Annotated in this window: 14 protein-coding genes; 5 read left to right on the top strand and 9 right to left on the bottom strand. The window is 64.0% G+C overall.

Annotated elements, in window-relative coordinates; all coding sequences use genetic code 11:
* Entirely contained in the window at positions 1 to 1,950 is a 1,950-nt protein-coding gene (locus CGK93_RS24250; RefSeq protein WP_232481394.1) for a family 78 glycoside hydrolase catalytic domain, read from the top strand.
* Here the strand turns inward: CGK93_RS24250 and CGK93_RS18555 are convergent.
* The 6 genes from CGK93_RS18555 to CGK93_RS18580 all read right to left on the bottom strand — a co-directional run bounded on the left by CGK93_RS18555 (position 1,894) and on the right by CGK93_RS18580 (position 8,616).
* Positions 1,894 to 3,183 carry an ABC transporter substrate-binding protein gene (locus tag CGK93_RS18555; protein WP_089596086.1) on the bottom strand — a complete coding sequence of 430 codons (1,290 nt, stop codon included), beginning with the start codon at positions 3,181 to 3,183 and terminating at the stop codon, positions 1,894 to 1,896. The two genes, CGK93_RS24250 and CGK93_RS18555, sit on opposite strands and share 57 nt — an antisense overlap.
* A gap of 151 nt (positions 3,184 to 3,334) precedes the next feature.
* On the bottom strand, positions 3,335 to 4,624 hold the full coding sequence (locus CGK93_RS18560; RefSeq protein WP_089596087.1) for an MFS transporter: 1,290 nt from the start codon (positions 4,622 to 4,624) through the stop codon (positions 3,335 to 3,337).
* Positions 4,625 to 4,729: 105 nt separating this feature from the next.
* On the bottom strand, positions 4,730 to 5,371 hold the full coding sequence (locus CGK93_RS18565; RefSeq protein WP_089596088.1) for a Poxvirus protein I5: 642 nt from the start codon (positions 5,369 to 5,371) through the stop codon (positions 4,730 to 4,732).
* 34 nt (positions 5,372 to 5,405) lie between these two features.
* The gene (locus CGK93_RS18570; RefSeq protein WP_442856998.1) at positions 5,406 to 6,332 is read right to left on the bottom strand and encodes a carbohydrate ABC transporter permease; all 927 of its coding nucleotides are present in this window, start codon (positions 6,330 to 6,332) and stop codon (positions 5,406 to 5,408) included.
* Positions 6,329 to 7,279, bottom strand: coding sequence for a carbohydrate ABC transporter permease (locus CGK93_RS18575; protein WP_089596089.1), 951 nt, complete (start codon positions 7,277 to 7,279; stop codon positions 6,329 to 6,331). Before CGK93_RS18575 ends, CGK93_RS18570 begins: the two co-directional genes overlap by 4 nt.
* Positions 7,280 to 7,329: 50 nt before the next feature.
* Positions 7,330 to 8,616 (bottom strand): ABC transporter substrate-binding protein, encoded by a 1,287-nt coding sequence (locus CGK93_RS18580; protein WP_089596090.1) that lies wholly within the window; start codon positions 8,614 to 8,616, stop codon positions 7,330 to 7,332.
* Positions 8,617 to 8,835: 219 nt separating this feature from the next.
* Here CGK93_RS18580 and CGK93_RS18585 point away from each other — a divergent pair, with 219 nt between their 5' ends.
* Positions 8,836 to 10,866, top strand: coding sequence for a beta-galactosidase (locus CGK93_RS18585; protein WP_089596091.1), 2,031 nt, complete (start codon positions 8,836 to 8,838; stop codon positions 10,864 to 10,866).
* 87 nt (positions 10,867 to 10,953) lie between these two features.
* On the opposite strand, the gene CGK93_RS18590 is transcribed toward CGK93_RS18585, so the two are convergent.
* The 3 genes from CGK93_RS18590 to CGK93_RS18600 all read right to left on the bottom strand — a co-directional run bounded on the left by CGK93_RS18590 (position 10,954) and on the right by CGK93_RS18600 (position 14,452).
* Positions 10,954 to 12,327, bottom strand: a complete 1,374-nt coding sequence (locus CGK93_RS18590; protein ID WP_089596092.1) for an ABC transporter substrate-binding protein — start codon at positions 12,325 to 12,327, stop codon at positions 10,954 to 10,956.
* A 249-nt stretch (positions 12,328 to 12,576) separates the two neighbouring features.
* Positions 12,577 to 13,515, bottom strand: coding sequence for a carbohydrate ABC transporter permease (locus CGK93_RS18595; protein WP_089596093.1), 939 nt, complete (start codon positions 13,513 to 13,515; stop codon positions 12,577 to 12,579).
* Complete coding sequence (locus CGK93_RS18600; protein ID WP_089596094.1) at positions 13,508 to 14,452, bottom strand: carbohydrate ABC transporter permease; 945 nt, start codon at positions 14,450 to 14,452, stop codon at positions 13,508 to 13,510. Before CGK93_RS18600 ends, CGK93_RS18595 begins: the two co-directional genes overlap by 8 nt.
* Positions 14,453 to 14,821: 369 nt before the next feature.
* On the opposite strand from CGK93_RS18600, the gene CGK93_RS18605 reads away from it, so the two are divergent.
* Genes CGK93_RS18605 through CGK93_RS18615 form a run of 3 tightly spaced genes read left to right on the top strand, consistent with a single transcriptional unit; the run spans position 14,822 to position 19,343 of the window.
* On the top strand, positions 14,822 to 16,075 hold the full coding sequence (locus CGK93_RS18605; protein ID WP_198318264.1) for a dienelactone hydrolase family protein: 1,254 nt from the start codon (positions 14,822 to 14,824) through the stop codon (positions 16,073 to 16,075).
* Complete coding sequence (locus tag CGK93_RS18610; protein ID WP_089596095.1) at positions 16,072 to 18,183, top strand: DUF6807 family protein; 2,112 nt, start codon at positions 16,072 to 16,074, stop codon at positions 18,181 to 18,183. Before CGK93_RS18605 ends, CGK93_RS18610 begins: the two co-directional genes overlap by 4 nt.
* Complete coding sequence (locus CGK93_RS18615) at positions 18,180 to 19,343, top strand: M24 family metallopeptidase (protein ID WP_089596096.1); 1,164 nt, start codon at positions 18,180 to 18,182, stop codon at positions 19,341 to 19,343. Before CGK93_RS18610 ends, CGK93_RS18615 begins: the two co-directional genes overlap by 4 nt.
* Positions 19,344 to 19,345 lie beyond the last annotated feature (2 nt).

Genomic DNA, 19,345 nt, shown 5'->3' on the forward strand with positions numbered 1-19,345 from the left:
GTGGAGTACGACGACGGCACGCGGGACGTGTTCGGATCCGGGCCGGGGTGGCTGGTGGCCGAGGGTCCCTACCGCCAGAGCGGATACCGCAACGATGAAGGCGATCCGGTGGAGCACTTCGACGCGACCGCGTGCCCGGAGCCCAAAGACTGGCAGCCTGCGCTGTCACTCGGAGCCCATCCCGTCCCCGACTTCCCGGTCCTCAACCCCCAACACGCAAGCATCGCGCGGAACCATGCTCCCGCCGTCGACATTTCCACGGCCGACGACGGCACACCGGTTGCGGACTTCGGCGCCGTGATCCCCGCGCGCCCGGTTGTGGAGTTCCTCCGGGGCCGGCACGGGCGGACCGTGATGCTCCGGGCGGGGTACAACCTGCAGTCCGATGGCCGTGTGGACCCGGGAAAGACGCCCAGCCAGAACACGGATATGGCGTTCCCTTACACACAAAAAGACGGTCCGCAGCGCTACGAGGCAGCGGTGCATTTAGGCTTCCGCTACCTCGAATTTCCAGGTGTGGGCATCGAGGACCTCGGCGCGGTGGGGGCAACGGTCATCCATGCCGAACACCCGGCCGAAGGCAGCTTCCACAGCTCTGACGACACCCTGAACCGGGTCTTCACGCTCCTTCGGGACTCTGCGTTGCTGGGTGTGCAGGAACAATTCGTGGACACGCCCACCCGGGAGAAGGGCCAGTTCCTGGGCGACGCCGTGAACATCTCCTACGCAACCATGGCGTTGTTCGGCGAGCGTCATTTCACGGCCAAGGCTCTACGCGAATTCGCGGGATCTGCCAAGCGCTACTGGGATTCGCCCGATCAGCGGGGCAGCTACAACGCGGTGTATCCCAACGGCGACGGCAAGCGCGACATCCCCGATTTCTCGCTCATGATGCCCGAATGGGTGGAGGACTACCACCGGCTCAGTGGGGATGACGCGCTGGTCCAGGATCTCCTCCCCTGCCTTCAGGACACGGCCGGGTACGTGCTCCGGCACATCCCCGCCAGTGGTCCCACCGCCGGGTTGGTCACCGACCTTGGCGGCGGCGCGGGTCCATACCTCCACGGCATCGTGGACTGGCCGGCGCCGGGCCGATTCGGCTACGACATGGACTGCGTGGCGCGCACCACGGTGAACGCCCAGTCCTGGTCAGTGCTCGACGCCGTCAGCAGGCTCTGCGGGTCTGCAGGCCTTGCGCCCGAGGCCGCCCGGTACAGGGAAGCAGCGGAGGAGCTGGCGGGGCACATCAACACCCGGCTGCGCGTGGACGGCGTGATGGTGGATGGTTTGTACGCCGACGGCCGCCCGAGCCCGAATGCCTCCCAGCATGCGACGTCGTTCCCATTGTCGCTGGGCATTACCCCCTCCGTGCACACGGCCAAGGACGCCGAACGCATCGCCGGAATGGGCATGCGGCAAGGCCCCATGACGGTGCACCGGCTGTTCCGGGCGTTGCTTTCGCAGGGGTGTGTGGACGCTGTCCTGGAACTCCTGACGGAGCCAGGCCAGCCTGGCTGGGCACGTTTGCTGGAAGCCGGTGGATCCTTCACCTGGGAGGCCTGGGAACTCGATGAGGGCAGCGACTACAGCCAGTCCCACGCCTGGTCTGCTTCCGTGATCCGGGAGATCCTTGAGTACCTCCTCGGTGTCCGGGTGACCGCTCCGGGCGCGTCCGCCGTCGTGATTCAACCGCCGGTGTGCCGGCTGGAACGTGCCGCCGGCAGCGTGCCCACCCAGCGCGGAGTGGCTGCCGTTTCCTGGCAACGGACGGCCGACGGCATGGAGCTGGAGTGCAGCATTCCCGCAGGCGTTACGGCCCAGGTGGTCCTCCCCGACCGCACATTTTCGGCCGGGCCTGGCACGTGGACCTTCGGCCCGCGGGGTCTCACTGGGCTAACCCAGCGCGCTCCTGGCTTCGTCCATGGCCTTCCTGGCAGCTTCTGCGGGTGACATCCGGTTAAAGTGCACTTCCAGTCCGTAGCGGCCAAAAGCCTCGACGGCGGAACTGGAACCTGCCGGAGGTACCGGCACTGCGTCTCCCAATTCGGAGGAGATCTCGTCAATGAACTTAGCCGTGGCTGCGTCTTCCGGTGTCAGCTTGGGCAGGACTGCTGCGCGGACCTCCGAGTTGCCCGGGATACCGCGGTCAGCGAGGGCAATCTCGCCGGCCTCCACATTGTTGGCCAGGAAGTCGATGAACTTCTGCACCTCGGCCGGGTGCTTGGTGCGGGAACTCGCCGACCAGAACTGTGAGGACTTGTAGAACTGCTTGGCACTCGCGGCGCTGCCGTCCGTGCTCGGTGGACGGTGGATCTCCAAGGGCTGGCCGGACGCTTTGGTCAGGGCGCTCAGCTGGTTGGACCAGTACCAGGCAAGCCCGAACCTGTTGGTAGCCAGGCCTTGTTGGTCCACGGAAGCGGTGGCGTCCTCGGTCATCACCGAGGCGGGCGGCACGGCCTTGGAATCGCGGAGTTCGGCCTGGTATTCGTACCAGCCCGTCAGGTCGCCCTCGTCAAAGCCGAACTTGCCGTCAGAGGTAAAGAGCGACTTGCCGTGCTGACGGAACCAGAGATTCATGGGAGCGTCGCCGCTGACGGCTCCGGAACCATAGACGCCGCTCTTGCTGCCTTCGGTGATGGCGGCCGCCGTCTTGTTGTATTCGTCCCAGGTCCAGCTCTTGTCATCGGGCAACGTGACACCGCTGGCCGACAGGAGGGATGGGTTGGCCAGAACTACCTGGGCGTTCACGCCGGCAGTGACGGCATACTGCTTGCCTTCAACCTTGCCTGCATCTGCAACGGCAGCATCGAACTTGCCCAGGTCTACGTCCTTCAGTTCCAGGAGGGCGCCGCGCTCGGCGTACTCGCCCAGGTAAGCGGCATCCATTTGAATAATGTCCGGGGCGTCCTGCGAGGCAACCTGAGTAGCGAGTTTGTCCCAAGAGCCGGACCAGTCGCCGTATTCGCCCTTGACCTTGATGGTGGGATTCTGGGCCTCGAAAGCGTCAATGAGTTTTTGGGTCATCTTGTGGCGGACATCCGAGCCCCACCAGCTGAAGCGCAGGGTGACTGTGCCGTCGGAGGCGGCCTGCGGCGAACTGCCGCAACCTGTCATGGTGATGGCTACAACGGCCGCGGCGGCTGCAGCTTTAAGCGCGAACTTCTTTGTTGCACGGATCGACATCTGGGGTCCTTGTCTGGGCAGGGTGAGTCTGGCAGATGCACGTCGGAGAAAACGCTTTCTCAGACTAGATGTGCTCTACGTCACCCGTCAAGGAACATTTGTGTGTTTCCTCCCAAACATTCACAAAACCGCTCATCGCCGGGGAACGGTCTCAGCGTCGACGGCGTGAGTAGCTCCACAGCAGGAAACCAATCACAGCGGCCGAGGCCATACCCAACGCACCGGTGACCACCAATCCAGTACGGACGCCAAAATCCTCCGTCAGCCATCCCGCCAGCAATCCACCCAGCGCGTGCCCACCCAGAAGCAACGGGAAGTAGAGGGCCAGGACCCTGCCGCGAACGCTGGCGCCGGCCTCCAACTGGACGGCGGTAGCTGCGCTCGTGAGGAACAGCAGCGTCATGAAGCCCACCACAATGAGCATCACCACAAACCATTCCTGTGTAGGCATCACGGCGGCCAGCAGTTGCGTCAGGCCAAAAAGCCCGGCACTGGCCACAATCCCCTTGCGGCCAAAGCGCTTGATCCGCGTGGCCACCAAGGCCCCCACCAAGGCCCCCAGGGCGCTGACTGTGTTGAAGAGGCCGAACCCAGCAGGACCGCTGTGCCACACCTGGTCCGCGAAGGCTGCCAGGACCACGGGTCCGTTCATGCCGAACGCGCCCAGCAAACCTGCCAGCAGCATAGTCAGGAGCAACGGCGGACGCTCCCGGACAAAACGGAAACCAGCCAGGATCCGGCCACGCCGCGGCTCGTGCCCACCCACCTCGGGTGAGTGGTGGAGCTCGCCTGGCCGGATGGACACGATCATCACCAGGACGGCCAACCCCAAGCCGGCATTGGCAGCGAACGCCGCGGCCGGACCTGCTTGGGCAATGACCACGCCGGCAAGTGCGGGTCCAACCATGGCACCCAGTTGGCTAACGGCGCTGTTGAGGCCGATGGCTGCGGGGAGTCCGGTATCGCCCACCACCTCGTTGACGAACACCTGCCGCGCTGGTCCATCGATGGCACTGGTGATGCCCAAGGCGATGCAGGAGGCGTAGACCACCCAGACGTCGGTGCCACCGGTGGCGTTCCATACCGCCAGTCCGGCAGCCAGCAAGACCGCAACAGACTGGCAGACAAGGAGGATGCGTCGTTTGGGGAAGAGATCCACCAGCACACCACTGATGGGGCCCACCACCAGCATGGGCAGGAACTGCAACGCCACGGCGAGTCCCACCGCCGCCGGGCTCCCCGTGAGCTGGAGAACCAGCCAGTCCTGCGCCAGCCTTTGCATCCACACTCCGCCGCTTCCTACCAGGGAAAGGGCCACGAAGATCCGGTAATTGTGGTGCCGCAGCGGGTAGTGCCAGGTCTCTGTGGAGCGTGTCCGTGGGGCGGATGCTTCTTTTGTGGTGGTGGATTTGGGGCGCAGTGGGAACGGGCGCGGCGACACGGGGTGGACTGCTCGATTCAGCGGGTTGGGGGCGGATTCTTATGGAGTTTTTGTACAGCTAATGCCCTTAAGGAGGCTCCTAAAGGGCATTAGCTGTACAAAAACTCAGCGGTGGGAGCGGATCTTGACGGCTGCGGCGGCCAGGACCAGGGTCCCTGGAACGATCACGAACAACGCCTGCAACATCCAGACGAAGACGACCGTCATGAAGAGGGCGGCGAGCAACAGCAAGGAACCGCTCCAGTCACGCACTGAGTCATCCTTGGCGCTGGAGTAGGCAGCGGCCCAGCGTTGCCGGCCCGGTACTTCAGCAGGCTGCCGGCCTGCATCGCCGTCCCAGTTCACGCCACCGCTCCAGTTGGCAGCGGTGCGGAGCAGGAGAACCGCCCCGGCCGCGGCCAGTATCAGCGTGGCCGGCAAGATGACGGCGCGCCCGGGCAGTTGACCCACCAGGGCGAGCAACAGGTTCAGGACAATCACGACGGCGGCTACCGCCGTCGTGATGCCAAACTTCCAACTGCCGGGAAGCGCGCGACGGAAATTGCCCCACAAGCTGCGGAGGGAATCGTCCCTGCCGCTGAGGTGCCTTTCCAGGTGCGCGACGCCGGCCGCATAGGCAGCCGGCGCCGTCACCAAGGGGACGGACAAGAGGAGCACGATGACCCCCGCCAGGATGGTCTCGGCGAAGAGGGCAAAGCGGTTGACCGGAATTCCGGACTTCCCCGATGACGTGCCAGTGGCCTTCATAGTGCTCATTCTTCAGTATTCTCTTCCGTGTCCGTCAGCCTTTGAGACCTTGTGTTGAGACGCCTTCTACGATGTAGCGCTGGAAGACGAGGAAGAAGACCAGGACCGGGAGGAGTGCCAGGACGGACATCGCGATCATGGCTCCGTAGTCCGAGGACTGGGTTTGGTCAACGAAGAGCCGCAGCGCGAGTGGGAGCGGGTATTTTTCGGGGGTGTTCAGGTAGAGCAGCGGGCCCAGGAAGTCGTTCCAGCTCCAGATGAAGGAGAAGATCGAGGTGGAGATCAGGGCCGGCTTCATCAGCGGGAGCATGATGGAGCCGAAGATGCGGACGTGTCCGGCGCCGTCGATGCGGGCTGCCTCATCCAGTTCGGCCGGGAGACCACGCATGAACTGGACCATGAGGAAGACGAAGAACGCGTCGGCGGCGAGGAACTTGCCGATCAGCAGCGGAACGTAGGTGTCCACCAGGCCAAGCTGCTGGAACACGATGTACTGCGGGATGATCACCACGTGGAAGGGCAGCAGCAAAGTGGCGATCATCATGCCGAAGAACAGTCCACGGCCCGGGAAGTTGATCCGGGCGAAGGCGTAGGCGGAGATCGATGCCGAGAGCACGGTGCCCACCACGGCCCCAACGGCCAGGATCAGGGAGTTGGTGAAGAACGTCAGGGTGGAGACCCCGCCGATGCCTTCCATGGCCGTGACGAAGTTATCGAAGCTGAAGTTGGCCGACCACAACGCGTTGTTCGCGCCGCCGATCTCGGAGTTCGGCTTGAAAGACGCGGAGATCATCCACAGGGCCGGGTAGAGGACCATCGCCACCAAGGCCAGGGCAACGACGTGGAAAATGGTGCTCTTGATCCGCTTGACCGTGGTGGACTCGGACTTCGGGTTGTAGACCGGCGCCGGGGTGGCGGGCGTTGTTGGTTGGTTCTGGGTGGGAGTTGCCATGGTTGTCACTTTGCATCACCGCTGTAGTGGACCCAGGACTTGGAGGTCTTGAAGAAGATCAGCGTGATGATGCCGACCACGATCACCAGGAGCCAGGCCATGGCCGAGGCGTAGCCCATCCGGAAATCGGAGAAACCGCGCAAGTACAGGTAGAGGGTGTAGAAGAGGGTTGAGCCTGCCGGGCCGCCTTCACCGTTGGAGATGATGTAGGCCGAGGCGAAGATCTGGAACGCGTGGATGGTTTCCATGAGCAGGTTGAAGAAAATCACCGGGGAAAGCATGGGCCAGGTGATGTTGATGAACTTCCGGACCGGGCCGGCGCCGTCCATCGATGCGGCCTCGTACAGGTCCGTGGGGATCTGCTTCAGGCCGGCCAGGAAGATCACCATGGGGGCACCGAACTGCCAGACGGTCAGCAGTATCATCATGCCCATGGTCATGTTGGGGTTACCCACCCAGCCGCCAAGGTTGATTCCGAAGAAGGACAGCCCCTGGTCCACCGGGCCGGAATCGCCGAACATGGCCTTCCATACGATCGCGATGGATACCGAAGCACCGATCAGCGACGGCGCATAGAACGCGGACCGGTAGAAACCCTGGCCCTTGCGTTTGCTGTTGAGCAGCATCGCGATCGCCAACGCCGCCGCGAGCTTGAGCGGTGTTCCGAAGACCACATATTGCATGGTCACGCCCACCGACTGCAGGAACCGTTCGTCCTGGAAGAGGGTGGCGTAGTTATCGAAACCGATCCACTTGGGGGCATCGAAGAGGTTGTAGTTGGTGAAGGACAGGTACAGCGAGGAAATCATCGGACCCACGGTCAGGGCGATGAATCCCAGCAGCCAAGGCAACAGGAAGGTGTAACCAGCGCGGGTGTCCGCCCCACGTCGCCGCGATTTACGCGGCGGCGTGGGAGCGGAGGCGGCACGCCTGCTCAGGGTTGGGCTTTGCGTCACGAGAATAGTCCGTCAGTTGTGAAGGCCGGGATCAGACACAGAAGGTCTGCTTAGGCGTTCTGCTTGATAAGGTCTTCGGCTTCCTTGAACCACGCATCAGCTGCGCCGTCCACGGTCAACTTGCCGTAGTTCAGGTCCTGCGTGACCCGCTTGAACGTGGACTCCAGGGTGCCGAAACCAACAATGGGCGGCTCCGGAGCATCCTTGAGGTACTTCTCGATGGACTTCTCGTAGTCCACCACCAGCTTGTCCGTACCTTCGAACGTGGTGCCGTCGCGCTGGGTCTTCGACGCCGGAACACCGCGGGAGGTCTTGAAGATCTGGCCAACCTCGGGATCGTTGACCATGAAGTCGATGAAGCGGGCAGCAGCGTCCTTGTTCTTGGTCTTCGCACTGGCCACCATCAGCATGGAGGGCTTGAGGAACAGGCCCAGGTTGTCAGGGTCGTCCGACGGAACAGGAACGAGCTTGAGTTCCTTCGCGCCACTGTCCGCGAGGTAGCCGGCCATGAAGTTATCCCACGTGACTTCCGTGGCCGTGACGTTGGAGCCGAACGGGGACTTGGGCAGCAACTGGGTTGCCTTGTCCTCACCCACAATCGCCGCGGTGCCGCGCAGGTCAGCGGTCAGGTTCCACCACTTCTTCAGATCATCCTTGGAGAAGCCGAGCTTGCCGTCGTCGGTGAACGCCTCGATGTTGTTCTGGCGCAGCCAGATGTTGAAGTTCCACCAGATCCCGGTGTAATCGGTGCCGCCAAACAGGGTGCCGTTGCCCTTGGCGCCAACCTCGGTCAGGAAGGCGTTGAACTCTTTGTAGTTCCAGGATCCATCCGGCTCGGCGATGCCCAGGGAAGAGAGCTTGGCGGGATCGTAGTAGACCGCGAAAGCGTTGGTGCTGGTGGGGATGCCATAGGTCTTGCCGCGGATCTGGCCCGAGGGAAGGAGGGACTTGTCGAACGCGTCCGTGTTGATCTTTACGGTGCCCAGGTCAAGGAGCTGGTTCCGCTGGCCGTAGTCACGCAGGTAGGACAGATCCCACTGCATCACGTCCGGCAAGCCGCCGCCGGCAGCTTCGGTAGCGCGCTTCTGCCAGTACCCGGCGAAGTCGGAGAAGTTGCCGTTGACCTTGACATCCGGGTTCTTCGACTCGAACAGGGCAATGGCCTTGCGGGTACGTTCTGCACGGTCATCGTTGCCCCACCACGTGTACGTGATGGTGACCGGGTTCTCCGCCGAACCAGTCTGGGCCGGCGATGAGGACTGGCCACAGGCGGCCAGGAACGCGGCAGATGCAGTGCCGAGAGCCACCGTACCCAGGAATTTCCTTCTATCGATCATGAGAGCCTCCTTGCTCAGTTGGTGCAAGCTTGTCGAGTTCTCTACAACGTGGCAGTGATCTCGCTTACACTCGTTCTGAATCGATACAATATCCCTAATTGTGAATCTGGGCAAGCGTTTTCCAAAGAACCTGCTTCCCGATGATTTCATCGTTACGCTGCTTGCATACGCCCCGGCCACAGCAGAGACTAAGACCGCCACCATGACGAAGGAGTCCCCTTGACCTCCCCCGAAAACACCAGCAGTCCATCTGTCTGGAACAGCATCGACGGCCTCGCCTACGGTGGCGACTACAACCCTGAGCAGTGGCCCAAAGACATCCGGCTGGAAGACATCGAGCTGATGAAGGAAGCCGGCGTGAACTTCCTGAGCGTCGCCATCTTCTCCTGGGGCCTTCTGGAACCCACCGAAGGCAACTACGATTTCGGCTGGCTGGACGATGTCCTGGACAACCTCCATGGAGCCGGGATCAAGGTGGCCCTCGCCACGGCCACCGCTTCTCCCCCGGCCTGGCTTGCCCGCAAATACCCCGAGATCCTGCCCGTCACCGCGGAAGGAGTGCGGCTGGAACGTGGCTCCCGACGCCACTACACGCCGTCGTCGGCTGTCTACCGCAAGTACGCCACCGCCATGACGCGGGTTATCGCTGAGCGGTATAAGGACCACCCCGCCCTGGCGCTGTGGCACGTGGACAACGAACTGGGCTGCCACGTTGGCGAGTTCCACGGCGAAGAAGACGCCGCCGCTTTCCGGGCATGGCTGGAACGCCGCTACGGCTCCATCGAGGCCCTGAACGAGGCGTGGGGAACAGCATTCTGGTCCCAGCACTACGCTTCCTTCGAGGACATCATCCCGCCGGGGGCAGCACCCACCACGCTCAACCCGGGCCAGCAACTGGACTTTGCCCGCTTCAACTCGTGGGTGTTCATGGACTACTACCGCGAACTGCTGGCCGTGATCCGCGAGGTCACCCCGGGCATCCCGGCCACCACCAACTTCATGGTCTCCAGCGCCACCAAGGCCCTGGACTACTTTGACTGGTCCAAGGACATGGACGTGATTGCCAACGATCACTACCTGGTGGCCGCGGACCCGGAGCGTGAAATCGAGCTCGCGTTCAGCGCAGACCTCACCCGGGGCGTAGCAGGGGGCCAGCCGTGGATCCTGATGGAACACTCCACGTCGGCCGTCAACTGGCAGCCGCACAACCAGCCCAAGATGCCCGGCGAAATGCTCCGCAACTCACTCGCCCACGTGGCGCGCGGTGCCGATGCCGTGATGTTCTTCCAGTGGCGGCAGAGCAAGGCCGGCTCGGAGAAATTCCACTCGGCCATGGTTCCCCACGGTGGCCGCGACACCCAGGTGTGGCGCAACGTGGTGGACCTTGGCGAGGCACTGGCCAAGATGGAACCCGTCAAGGGATCACGAGTGGAATCCCGGGTGGCGATCGTGTTCGATTACGAGGCCTGGTGGGCGTCGGAGCTGGACTCTCACCCCAACAAATCCCTGAAATACCTCGATACGATGCGGGCGTTCCACCGCTCCCTGTACCTCCGCGGAATCACTGCGGACTTCGTCCACCCCTCCGCAGACCTCGCAGGCTACGATCTCATCTTGGTCTGCACCTTGTACTCCGTCACGGACCAGGCCGCTGCCTCGATTTCCGCCGCTGCGGAACGTGGCGCCACGGTCCTGATCAGCTACTTCAGCGGCATCGTCGATGAGCGCGACCACGTCCGTTTGGGCGGCTACCCCGGCGCTTTCCGTGACTTGCTGGGCATCCGCAGCGAGGAATTCCACCCGCTGTTCCCCGGCACCACGGTCACGTTGAGCGATGGAACTGCTGGCTCTGTGTGGAGCGAGCACGTACACGTTGCCGGGTCCGCCGGCGCTTCGGCGGAGGTCCTGGCGACCTTCACCGACTACCCGCTCGACGGCGTCCCGGCACTGACGCGCCGATCCGTCGGAACCGGTTCGGCCTGGTACCTCGCCACGCTCCCGGATGCCGCCGGCATCGATGCCCTGACCGCTCGACTGGTGGACGAAGCGGGGGTGGCGGCCGTGGCTGAGGCGACTGCCGGCGTCGAACTTTCCCGCCGTCGCGCCGACGACGGCCGCAGCTTCCTGTTCGCCATCAACCACAGCCGGGAAGACGTCACGGTCAAGGCCGACGGCGCCGAACTGCTCAGCGGCCTGCGCTTCACCGGGGTCGTCCCCGCCGGAGCCGTGGCTGTCATCGCGGAAGACTGACCCAAAAGTAGGTGACGCGCACGAAAAACCGCGCCCCGGGCGGATCACGAATGATCCGTCCGGGGCGCGGTTGTTTTCTGAGGAAAGCTAGCTGATGGCGGACTTCATTTCATCCACAGCCTTCTTGCCGGCCTCTTCAGTGGAGAGCCTGTTGAACAGGACCTCTGAGGTGTAGCGCTTGATGATTTCCTGGATGGCGCCTGCACCCTTCGGCGGTGCTGCCGGAGCGTCGCCAAGTTCTCCCTTGATCCCGTCGATGAAGCTGACAACCTTGACGTCGGCCTTGGCCAACTTGGGTGCGATGGCCTCACGAACCTCGGAGTTCGGGTACACGCCGCGGTCTGCCAGCAGGGCCTCGCCGGCCTTGACGTTGTTGGTCAGGAAGTCGATGAACTTGGCAGTCTCTTCCGGGTGCTTGGTACGCGATGATGCGGACCAGAACTGGGAAGCCTTGTACCAGAGCTTGGCGTCTTCAGCCTTGCCCGTCTTGGACGGGAAGCGCAGGATCTGGAGTTCGCCGCCGGCAGCCTTCTCGAGCGCCGGAAGCTGGTTGGACCACCAGAAAGCCAGGCCGTTCTTGCCGGTAGCCAGACCACTCTGGTCAAGCGGCGCGGCTTCGGCTTCGACAACCTCGGATGCCGACGGAACAGCCTTCTTCTCGCTGAGTTCCTTCAGGAAGCCCCACCATTCGGCGATGTCCGAAGGCTCAAAGCCCAGCTTGCCGTCCTCCGTGTAGAGGGACTTGCCGTTCTGGCGGAGCCACACTCCGAGGGATGCTTCATCCGTCCCGTAAGCCGCAGCGCCGTAGGTGCCCTTGGGCGACTTGGCGGTGACCTCGGCGGCAACGCGCTCGAAGTCTTCCCAGGTCCAGGTCTTGTCATCCGGGATGGCAACGCCTGCCGCCTGGAAGACTGCCGGGTTGGCCAGGATAGTTGCGGCGTTGATGCCTGCAGCGATGCCGGTCAGGCCTTTCTCGCCCTTCCCGGCTTCCAGCGCGGCTTCGTCGAGCTTGGAGGTATCGATCTGGTACTTGGAGAGGTCCAGCAAGGCGCCGCGGGTGGAGTACTCGGTGATGTACTTCTCGTCCATCTGGATGATGTCGGGAGCATCGTTGGCTGCCACCTGGGTGGCCAGCTTGTCCCAGTAGCCGCTCCAGTCGCCGTACTCGGGCTTGATCTTGATGTTGGGATTCTCTGCTTCGAACGCAGCGATGGCCGCCTGGGTGACCTGGGCCCGCTTGTCGCCGCCCCACCAAGCGAAGCGCAGCTCCACCTTGCCGTCGGCGCTCTTGGCGTCCGATCCTCCGCCGCCGCCGCAAGCGGTGAGGGCGAGGACGGCCGCTGCGGTGGCAGCGACCAACGCCGAGGCGCGAAGTTTGCGCTTGCTGCGCTGGGCTTTGGGGGCCCGGGCTGTTGACCCTGCTACGGGGGCGACTGCCTCACCTTTGGGATGTACCGGCACTGTTGTCTCCGATCTTCATTGATCCTGATGCGATTGGGAAAGCGTTTTCTTACTGAGCATTATGATACAAGTCACAATCTTGTATTACAAGATGCAAACTTGTCTTAGTTGTTGGAAGGCGCGACGCCGGTACCCCGCGTCGTCGGTGCGCATGACGACGGCGGTTCGCGCCGCCGTCGCACGTGACCCTGGGCGCGACTCACCACAAGGGGGCGGCAACCGCCGCCCCCTTCCGGCGATGCTGCCGGCCTATTTGATGCCGGTGGTGGCGATGCCCTTGATGAGGAACCGCTGGCCGAACAGGAAGACGAGGAACACGGGGAGCAGGGACACGATGGACATCGCGAAGAGCGATCCCCAGCTGGTGGCCGACTGCGAGTCAACGAAGGCCCGGAGCGCCACGGGGACGGTAAACATGTCCGGGTCCGTCAGGTAAATGAGGGCTCCGAAGAAGTCGTTCCACGTCCAGATGAACGTGAAGATGGTGGTGGTGGCCAGGGCCGGGACCATCAGGGGCAGGATCACACGCAGGAAGATCCTGGGGTGGCCGGCGCCGTCGATGCGTGCTGCTTCATCGAGGTCCTTCGGAATACCGCGGATGAACTGGACCATAAGGAACACGAAGAACGCGTCAGTGGCCAGCAGCTTGGGTACGATCAGCGGCCAAAAGGTGTTCACCCAGCCAATCTGCGAGAACAGGATGTACTGGGGCACAATCACCACGTGGAACGGGAGCATGATGGTCAGCAGCATGATGCCGAAGAAGATCTTCTTGCCGCTGAACTGCAGCCGGGCGAAAGCGTAGGCCGCCATGGAGCAGGAGATCAGGTTGCCCAGGATGGAGCCCAGGACCACGATTGCCGAGTTGACCATGTAATGCCCGAACGGGTGCGTCAGCGCGGACCAACCATCGGTGTAGTTGCTCATTTCCAGGTTCTCCAGCCACAGGCCCGGTTCGCGGAAGATGAGGTCGTTGGGCCGCAGGGAGGAAACCACCATCCACAGCAGCGGGTAAATCATCACACCGCCCACGATGATCAGGATGGCGTGCTTGATCAGGCCTTTGATGCGGGCACTGCGGCTGAAGGCGAGGCTGCCACGGGATTCGCGGCGGCGCGGGCTCTTTCCGGGCTTGCCGGCTTTGGCGTCGTTGGAAGAAGCTGCCGGGAGGGTCTGGAGTTTAGTCATCGTAGAACACCCAATACTTTGAAGCGATGAAGTTGATGGCAGTGAAGACACCGATGATGACCAGCAGGAACCAGGCCATCGCTGAGGCGTAACCCATATCGAACTGGCCGAAGCCCTTTTGGTACAGGTACAGCGTGAAGAACATGGTGGAGTCGGACGGGCCGCCGTTGCCGCCGGAGACGATGAACGCCTGGGTGAACGACTGGAACGAACCGATGATCTGCAGCACCAGGTTGAAGAAGATGATGGGGCTCAGCATCGGCAGGGTGATCCGCCAGAACTTCTGCAACGTGGTGGCACCATCAACTTCGGCTGCCTCGTAGTACATCACAGGGATCTGGCGCAGGCCGGCCAGGAAGATAATCATGGGGCTGCCGAAGGTCCAGACGTGCAGCAGGATGATGGAGCCAAGCGCGGTGTTGGGGTCGGAGATCCAACCGGGACCTTGGATGCCCACCATCGCCAGGACCTGGTTGACCAGGCCCGTGGTGCCGAAGATCTGCTTCCACAGGATGGCAACGGCAACGGAGCCGCCCAGCAGGGAGGGCAAGTAGAAGATGGACCGGTAGAACGGGAGACCGCGGAGACCCTTGTCCAGGACCAGTGCGATGATCAGCGCCACCGCCAACTGCAGCGGAACACCCACCAGCACGTACGTAAAGGTCACACCCAGCGAGTTGTGAAGCCTGGCATCGCCGAACATTCGGACGAAGTTATCCAGGCCCACCCATTCAGGCGGCTGGAGAAGGTTGTAGTCCGTGAACGACAAGTACAACGACATCAACATGGGGCCAACAGTGATGGCCACCAAACCCACCAACCACGGCGAAAGGAAGATGTACGCGGCCTTGTTGTCGCGGCCGTTGGCCTTCTTCTCTTCCTTGGTCATGGGGCCCTTGCGGCGGGTCATCGTTGAGAGTTCGCCTATGGCGCTCATCGCTTTCCCCCCGCCGGCCCGCGAACGCCTTGCGGCGTCCCCGTGTGCAGTACAGCGGCCATGTGGTCTCCTTTGGTCATCGTGGCCATCCACGGACTTCGAGTCTGGTTGGTGCTTGCCTTCCGGGACGCCGACGTTGCGGCCCTTCCCCTTGAAGGACCGGGATGTGACTCCCGGGCTTCAGCGGCTCCGTACCAAAGTAAACGTTTTCTTGACCCATGTACAGCCTTTTGCTAATTTTTGAGAAAGCGTTTTCTGACGAAGCCGACCCCTCCGATTTCCCACGCTGAAGAGTCCCGGCGTGCGCCCCGCACACCTTGACGCATCGATAAGGCAGGACACCATTGTTCCCCACCGACTGCCCCTGCCATGAGCCCGGCTGACATGGCAGCTACGCCCAGCCGCCCCAGCGCATTGACGCGCTACGAAGACTGGCCGGACTACGCCGTCCGCCATCGCTTCAACGCCGCTTCTCCGGCCGCCCAGGAACTGGCCGACACACTTGGCGTTCCTTCCGTAACACCGGACCTTGGGTACACGGTGCACTCCGAAACAGTGCACGACGACGTCACCACCTCACATATGTCGTGGCAGCTGGGATTCGGCCCCAGGACGTCGGCCTGGTTCGTCCGGCCCGCCGGGGAAACCGGCCCGCTGCCCGGTGTCCTCGCCCTGCACTGCCATGGCGGAGTCAAGGCTTACGGTGCGGAGCGGCTCGTGTCCCTTCCGGCCGGCTCACTCCCGGCCAACAAAGAAGTTCACGACGGCGGCGCCTCCAACGCGGGCGGCTCCGGCCAGCCGCTGCTCCCCTTCGGCCCCATCCCGGCCGAGGTGCGAATGAAACTTTATGACGGCCGCGCACTCGCCACCTGGATGGCGCAGCAAGGCTTCGCAGTGCTGGCCCACGACACCTTCATGTGGGGAAGCCGGGGCTTTGGCCTGGACACCCTGCCCTGGCGGACTGCCAACGCCGTCAACGGCCAGCGGGCACTCTGGCGGGAGTCCGGCGTCGAACCTTCCACGGCGGAACTGTACAACGCCGCCGCAGCTGCCCACGAGGAAACCGTGGCCAAAGCCGCGACGCTGCTCGGCAGCAGCGTCGCCGGAACGGTGGCGCATGACGACCTAGCCGCGCTGGGCATTCTCGCGACGCTCCCAGGGGTGGATTCCGGACGGCTCGGCTGCCTCGGGTTCTCCGGCGGAGGCGGGCGTGCCATGGTGCTCGCTGCCTTGAGTCCCTTGATCCGCAGCTACGTGGTGACGTGCATGATGACCACCTTTGGCTCGCTGCTGCCGGCGTACCTGGATGCCCACGCGTGGTTGCTTCACTCCCCCGGTCTCGCCAAGCTGGGGGACTGGCCGGACTTGGCCGCGCGCTCCAACGCCAGGGTCCTGGTCCAATACGGCATGGCTGACCAGCTTTTCCCGGAACAGGGAATGCGCGATGCCCACCAGCACCTGTTGGAGAACCTGCCCACCCGGTACATCGGCAGTCTTTGGCAGGAACCCCACGTCTTCACCCAGGCCATGCAGGACGAGGCCGCGGCCTTCCTTGCCGCCGCCCTGAAACCAACCCCATCCGGCAGTTCCCCCGCACCTGACCTCACAAGGACAGCCTCATGACCCAGCCCTTAACAGCCTCCCCTGCGCAGGTTCACCCCCGGCTCCCCCGTGTCGCACTGGTGGGTGTCCACGGCTTCGGCGAACGGCACCTCGACAACCTTGATCGGCTGGCTGCTGCCGGTGCTTTGGACCTGGTGGCCGTCGCCGATCCGCGTCCTCCCGCCGACGGAAAACTTGGCCCTGGCGTTGAGGTCTTCCCTTCCCTCGATGAGCTGTTGGCGGCAGGGACCGCGCCGGATGTCGTGATCATTTCCACGCCGATCCAAACGCACGCTCCCCTGGCCCTGGCAGCACTCGAGGCCGGCGCCGACGTGTACCTGGAAAAGCCCCCGGTGGCCTCCATGGAGCAATACCAAAAGGTCATGGCAGCGGCCGCGAGCGCCGGCCGACTGGTGCAGGTGGGGTTCCAAAGCCTTGGCTCCGAAGCCCTCCCCGCCATTGAAGCACTGGTGACCGCGGGGGAAATTGGTGACGTCCGCGGCCTCAGCGCAACAGGTTTGTGGTTGAGGACCCAGTCCTACTTCAAGCGTTCTCGTTGGGCCGGCAAGCGGAGCCTGAACGGGACCGACGTGGTGGACGGCGTGGTCACCAACGCCTTGGCACACGCTGTGGCGACGGGACTGCGGCTTGCCGGGGCAAGAACAGTTTCGGACGTCGCCTCCGTGGAGACGGACCTCTACCGGGCCAATGACACCGAGAGCGACGACACCTCAGTGGTGAGGGTCCGAACCACCAGCGGCACTGGTTTCACGGGAGGCACTGGGTTGATGCGAGGACCGGTGCTGACGTGCGCCCTGACGTTGTGCGCACCTGTGCAGTCGGCGCCAGCTGTCACTATCTACGGCACGTTGGGGCAGTTGACGCTCTTCTATACCGAGGACCGCGTGGAGATCACCACGCCCCATGGTGTCCGGACCGAGACCTTTGGACGCACTGACCTGCTGGAGAACCTGCTGTCCGCGGACAGCGAGAAGGATCTCCTCAGCCCCCTCAGTGGCGTCGGGGCGTATGTGTCGGTGCTGGAGGCGATCCGCACCTCAGAGGCTCCCCGGCTGATCGACCCGGACTACGTCACGTGGGAAGGCGAGGGCGAGGAGGCACACCCCGTGGTGCACGGCATCGAATCGTTGATCCGCCGGGCAGCGTTGGGCCAAGCCACCTTTGCTGAGCTCGGAGCGCCGTGGACGGAATCCGCGGCCGGCTCTGGGACCGGTCCCTCAAACGTGGCGGAATTCCGCGTCAATGGCACGCCCGTCGCAACGCTCCAGGACGGAACCCGTATCCGCCCCACGTCGTCACCCCGTCCCTACCTGCACCCCGTGCGAACACTTGCGGGGACCGTGGTGACGGATCACATCCCGGAAGACCACGTGTGGCATCTGGGCGCGGGCGTCGCCCTCCAGGACGTAGACGGCATCAACTTCTGGGGCGGGCGCACCTACATCAGGGACGCCGGCGCCTACGTCTGGCGGAAGGACCACGGCCGCATCGTCACAGACTCCGCGGACCACTCCGACGGACAACGGCGCGAACAGTTGAGCTGGCTCGGTCCCGACGGATCACCTGTACTCCGCGAACAGCGCGAATGGCGCTGGGCCGCCGTCGGGCATTCCGCGTGGAAACTGACGCTGGATTTCACGCTGGAATCCGCCTCCGGACGCCCGGTGCTGCTGGGCAGCCCCGGTTCCAACGGGCGGCCGCAGGGCGGTTACGGAGGCTTCTTCTGGCGGCTGCCGAAAGTCAGCGATGCCACCATCTGGACCCCGGATTCACGCGGCGAGGACGCTGTTCACGGCACTGCGGCGCCATGGCTGGCGTGGTCGGGAACGTTCGACGCCGGAACAGCCGGCGCCGCGCACGTCACCGGCGACCCCGGGCTGGGGCACCCGGCAACGCTGGTGTTCCTTGCCTCACCGCAGGCACCGGACCCGTGGTTCGTGCGGCACTCGGGCTATCCCGGCGTCGGACTTTCCTTGGCCTGGGACGCCCCGGTGACCACCGCCCCCGGCAACCCAGTCCACCGGACCGTCACCGTGCTCGTCACGGACGGCTTCCTGGCAACACAAGACATTGAACAACTCATCTCACCTTTGGGGGAACCGGCATGACCACTCCTACTCAATCCACGCCCTTGGCCGGCCAGGCACCAACACAGGCATCGACGCCGGCGAGCGCAACAGCCCGCACGGCACCGGGCAACACCGCACCGGGCAACACCGAAGACCGCGCGGTCAAGCGCCGCCGCGTGCTGGACATCCTGGACGCCGCAGGCCGCGACTCGCTGCTCCTAACGACCAATACAGCGCTCACTTGGTACCTGGACGGGAGCCGCGTCCACATCAGCCTGGCCGGCGACCCCATCGCAGCCCTTCTGGTGGATCGCGACGGCGACCACCTGGTGACGTTCAACAACGAGGCCGGGCGCATCGCTGCCGAGGAATTGCCCGGAGGCGTCAGCCTTCACACCGTGCCGTGGCATGGTCAACTGCATGCCGCGGCGGCCGGGCTGGCCGTTGATGGTGACCCTTTGGTGGAAGCAGCCGTCACCGCGGAACTGCGCGCGGCCCGCCAGGAACTGCTCCCGGCCGAGGCTGCCCGCTATGCCGAACTGTCCGCTGATGCTACCGCTGCCATGACGGATGTCCTCACCGCGGCGACCCCGGAGACCACGGAGTTCCAGCTGGTCTCGGACCTGGCCGCGCGGATTGTGGCGGTGGGCGCCGAGCCGCTGGTCCTGCTCTGCAACGGCGCTTCCCGCAGCGACTTCCGCCATCCACTGGCCACGCACTCCCCCATCGGACGTCGTGCCATGGCCGTGGTGTGCGCCCGCCGGAACGGCTTGGTTGCCAACGTGACCCGGTGGGTAGCGTTCGACGCCGGCACTCCCCAAGAGCTCGACGCCGAGGCCCGCATTGCCGCAGTGGAGGCCGACATCTTCCGCGCCACTGTCCCCGGAGCCCGGCTCAATGGGATCTTCGCCGAGATCAAGCTGGCTTATGCGCGGCATGGCTTCGGCGAGGATCAGTGGACGCTGCACCACCAGGGCGGGCCGGCCGGTTATGCAGGCCGCGATCCCCGGGTCACCGCAGAGGTCACGGACACGGTGGTGCTCAACCAGCCCTTCACATGGAACCCGTCCGGGCCTGGTGTGAAGATCGAGGACACTGTCCTGCTCACGGATTCCGGCGTGCGCGTCCTTACCACCGACGAGCGGTGGCCGACCACCGACGTGGACGGCCGCCGTCGTCCGCTGACGCTGCGCCCGTAGCA

The sequence above is a fragment of the Arthrobacter sp. YN genome (genome assembly GCF_002224285.1).
In the GTDB taxonomy this organism is placed as follows: domain Bacteria; phylum Actinomycetota; class Actinomycetes; order Actinomycetales; family Micrococcaceae; genus Arthrobacter.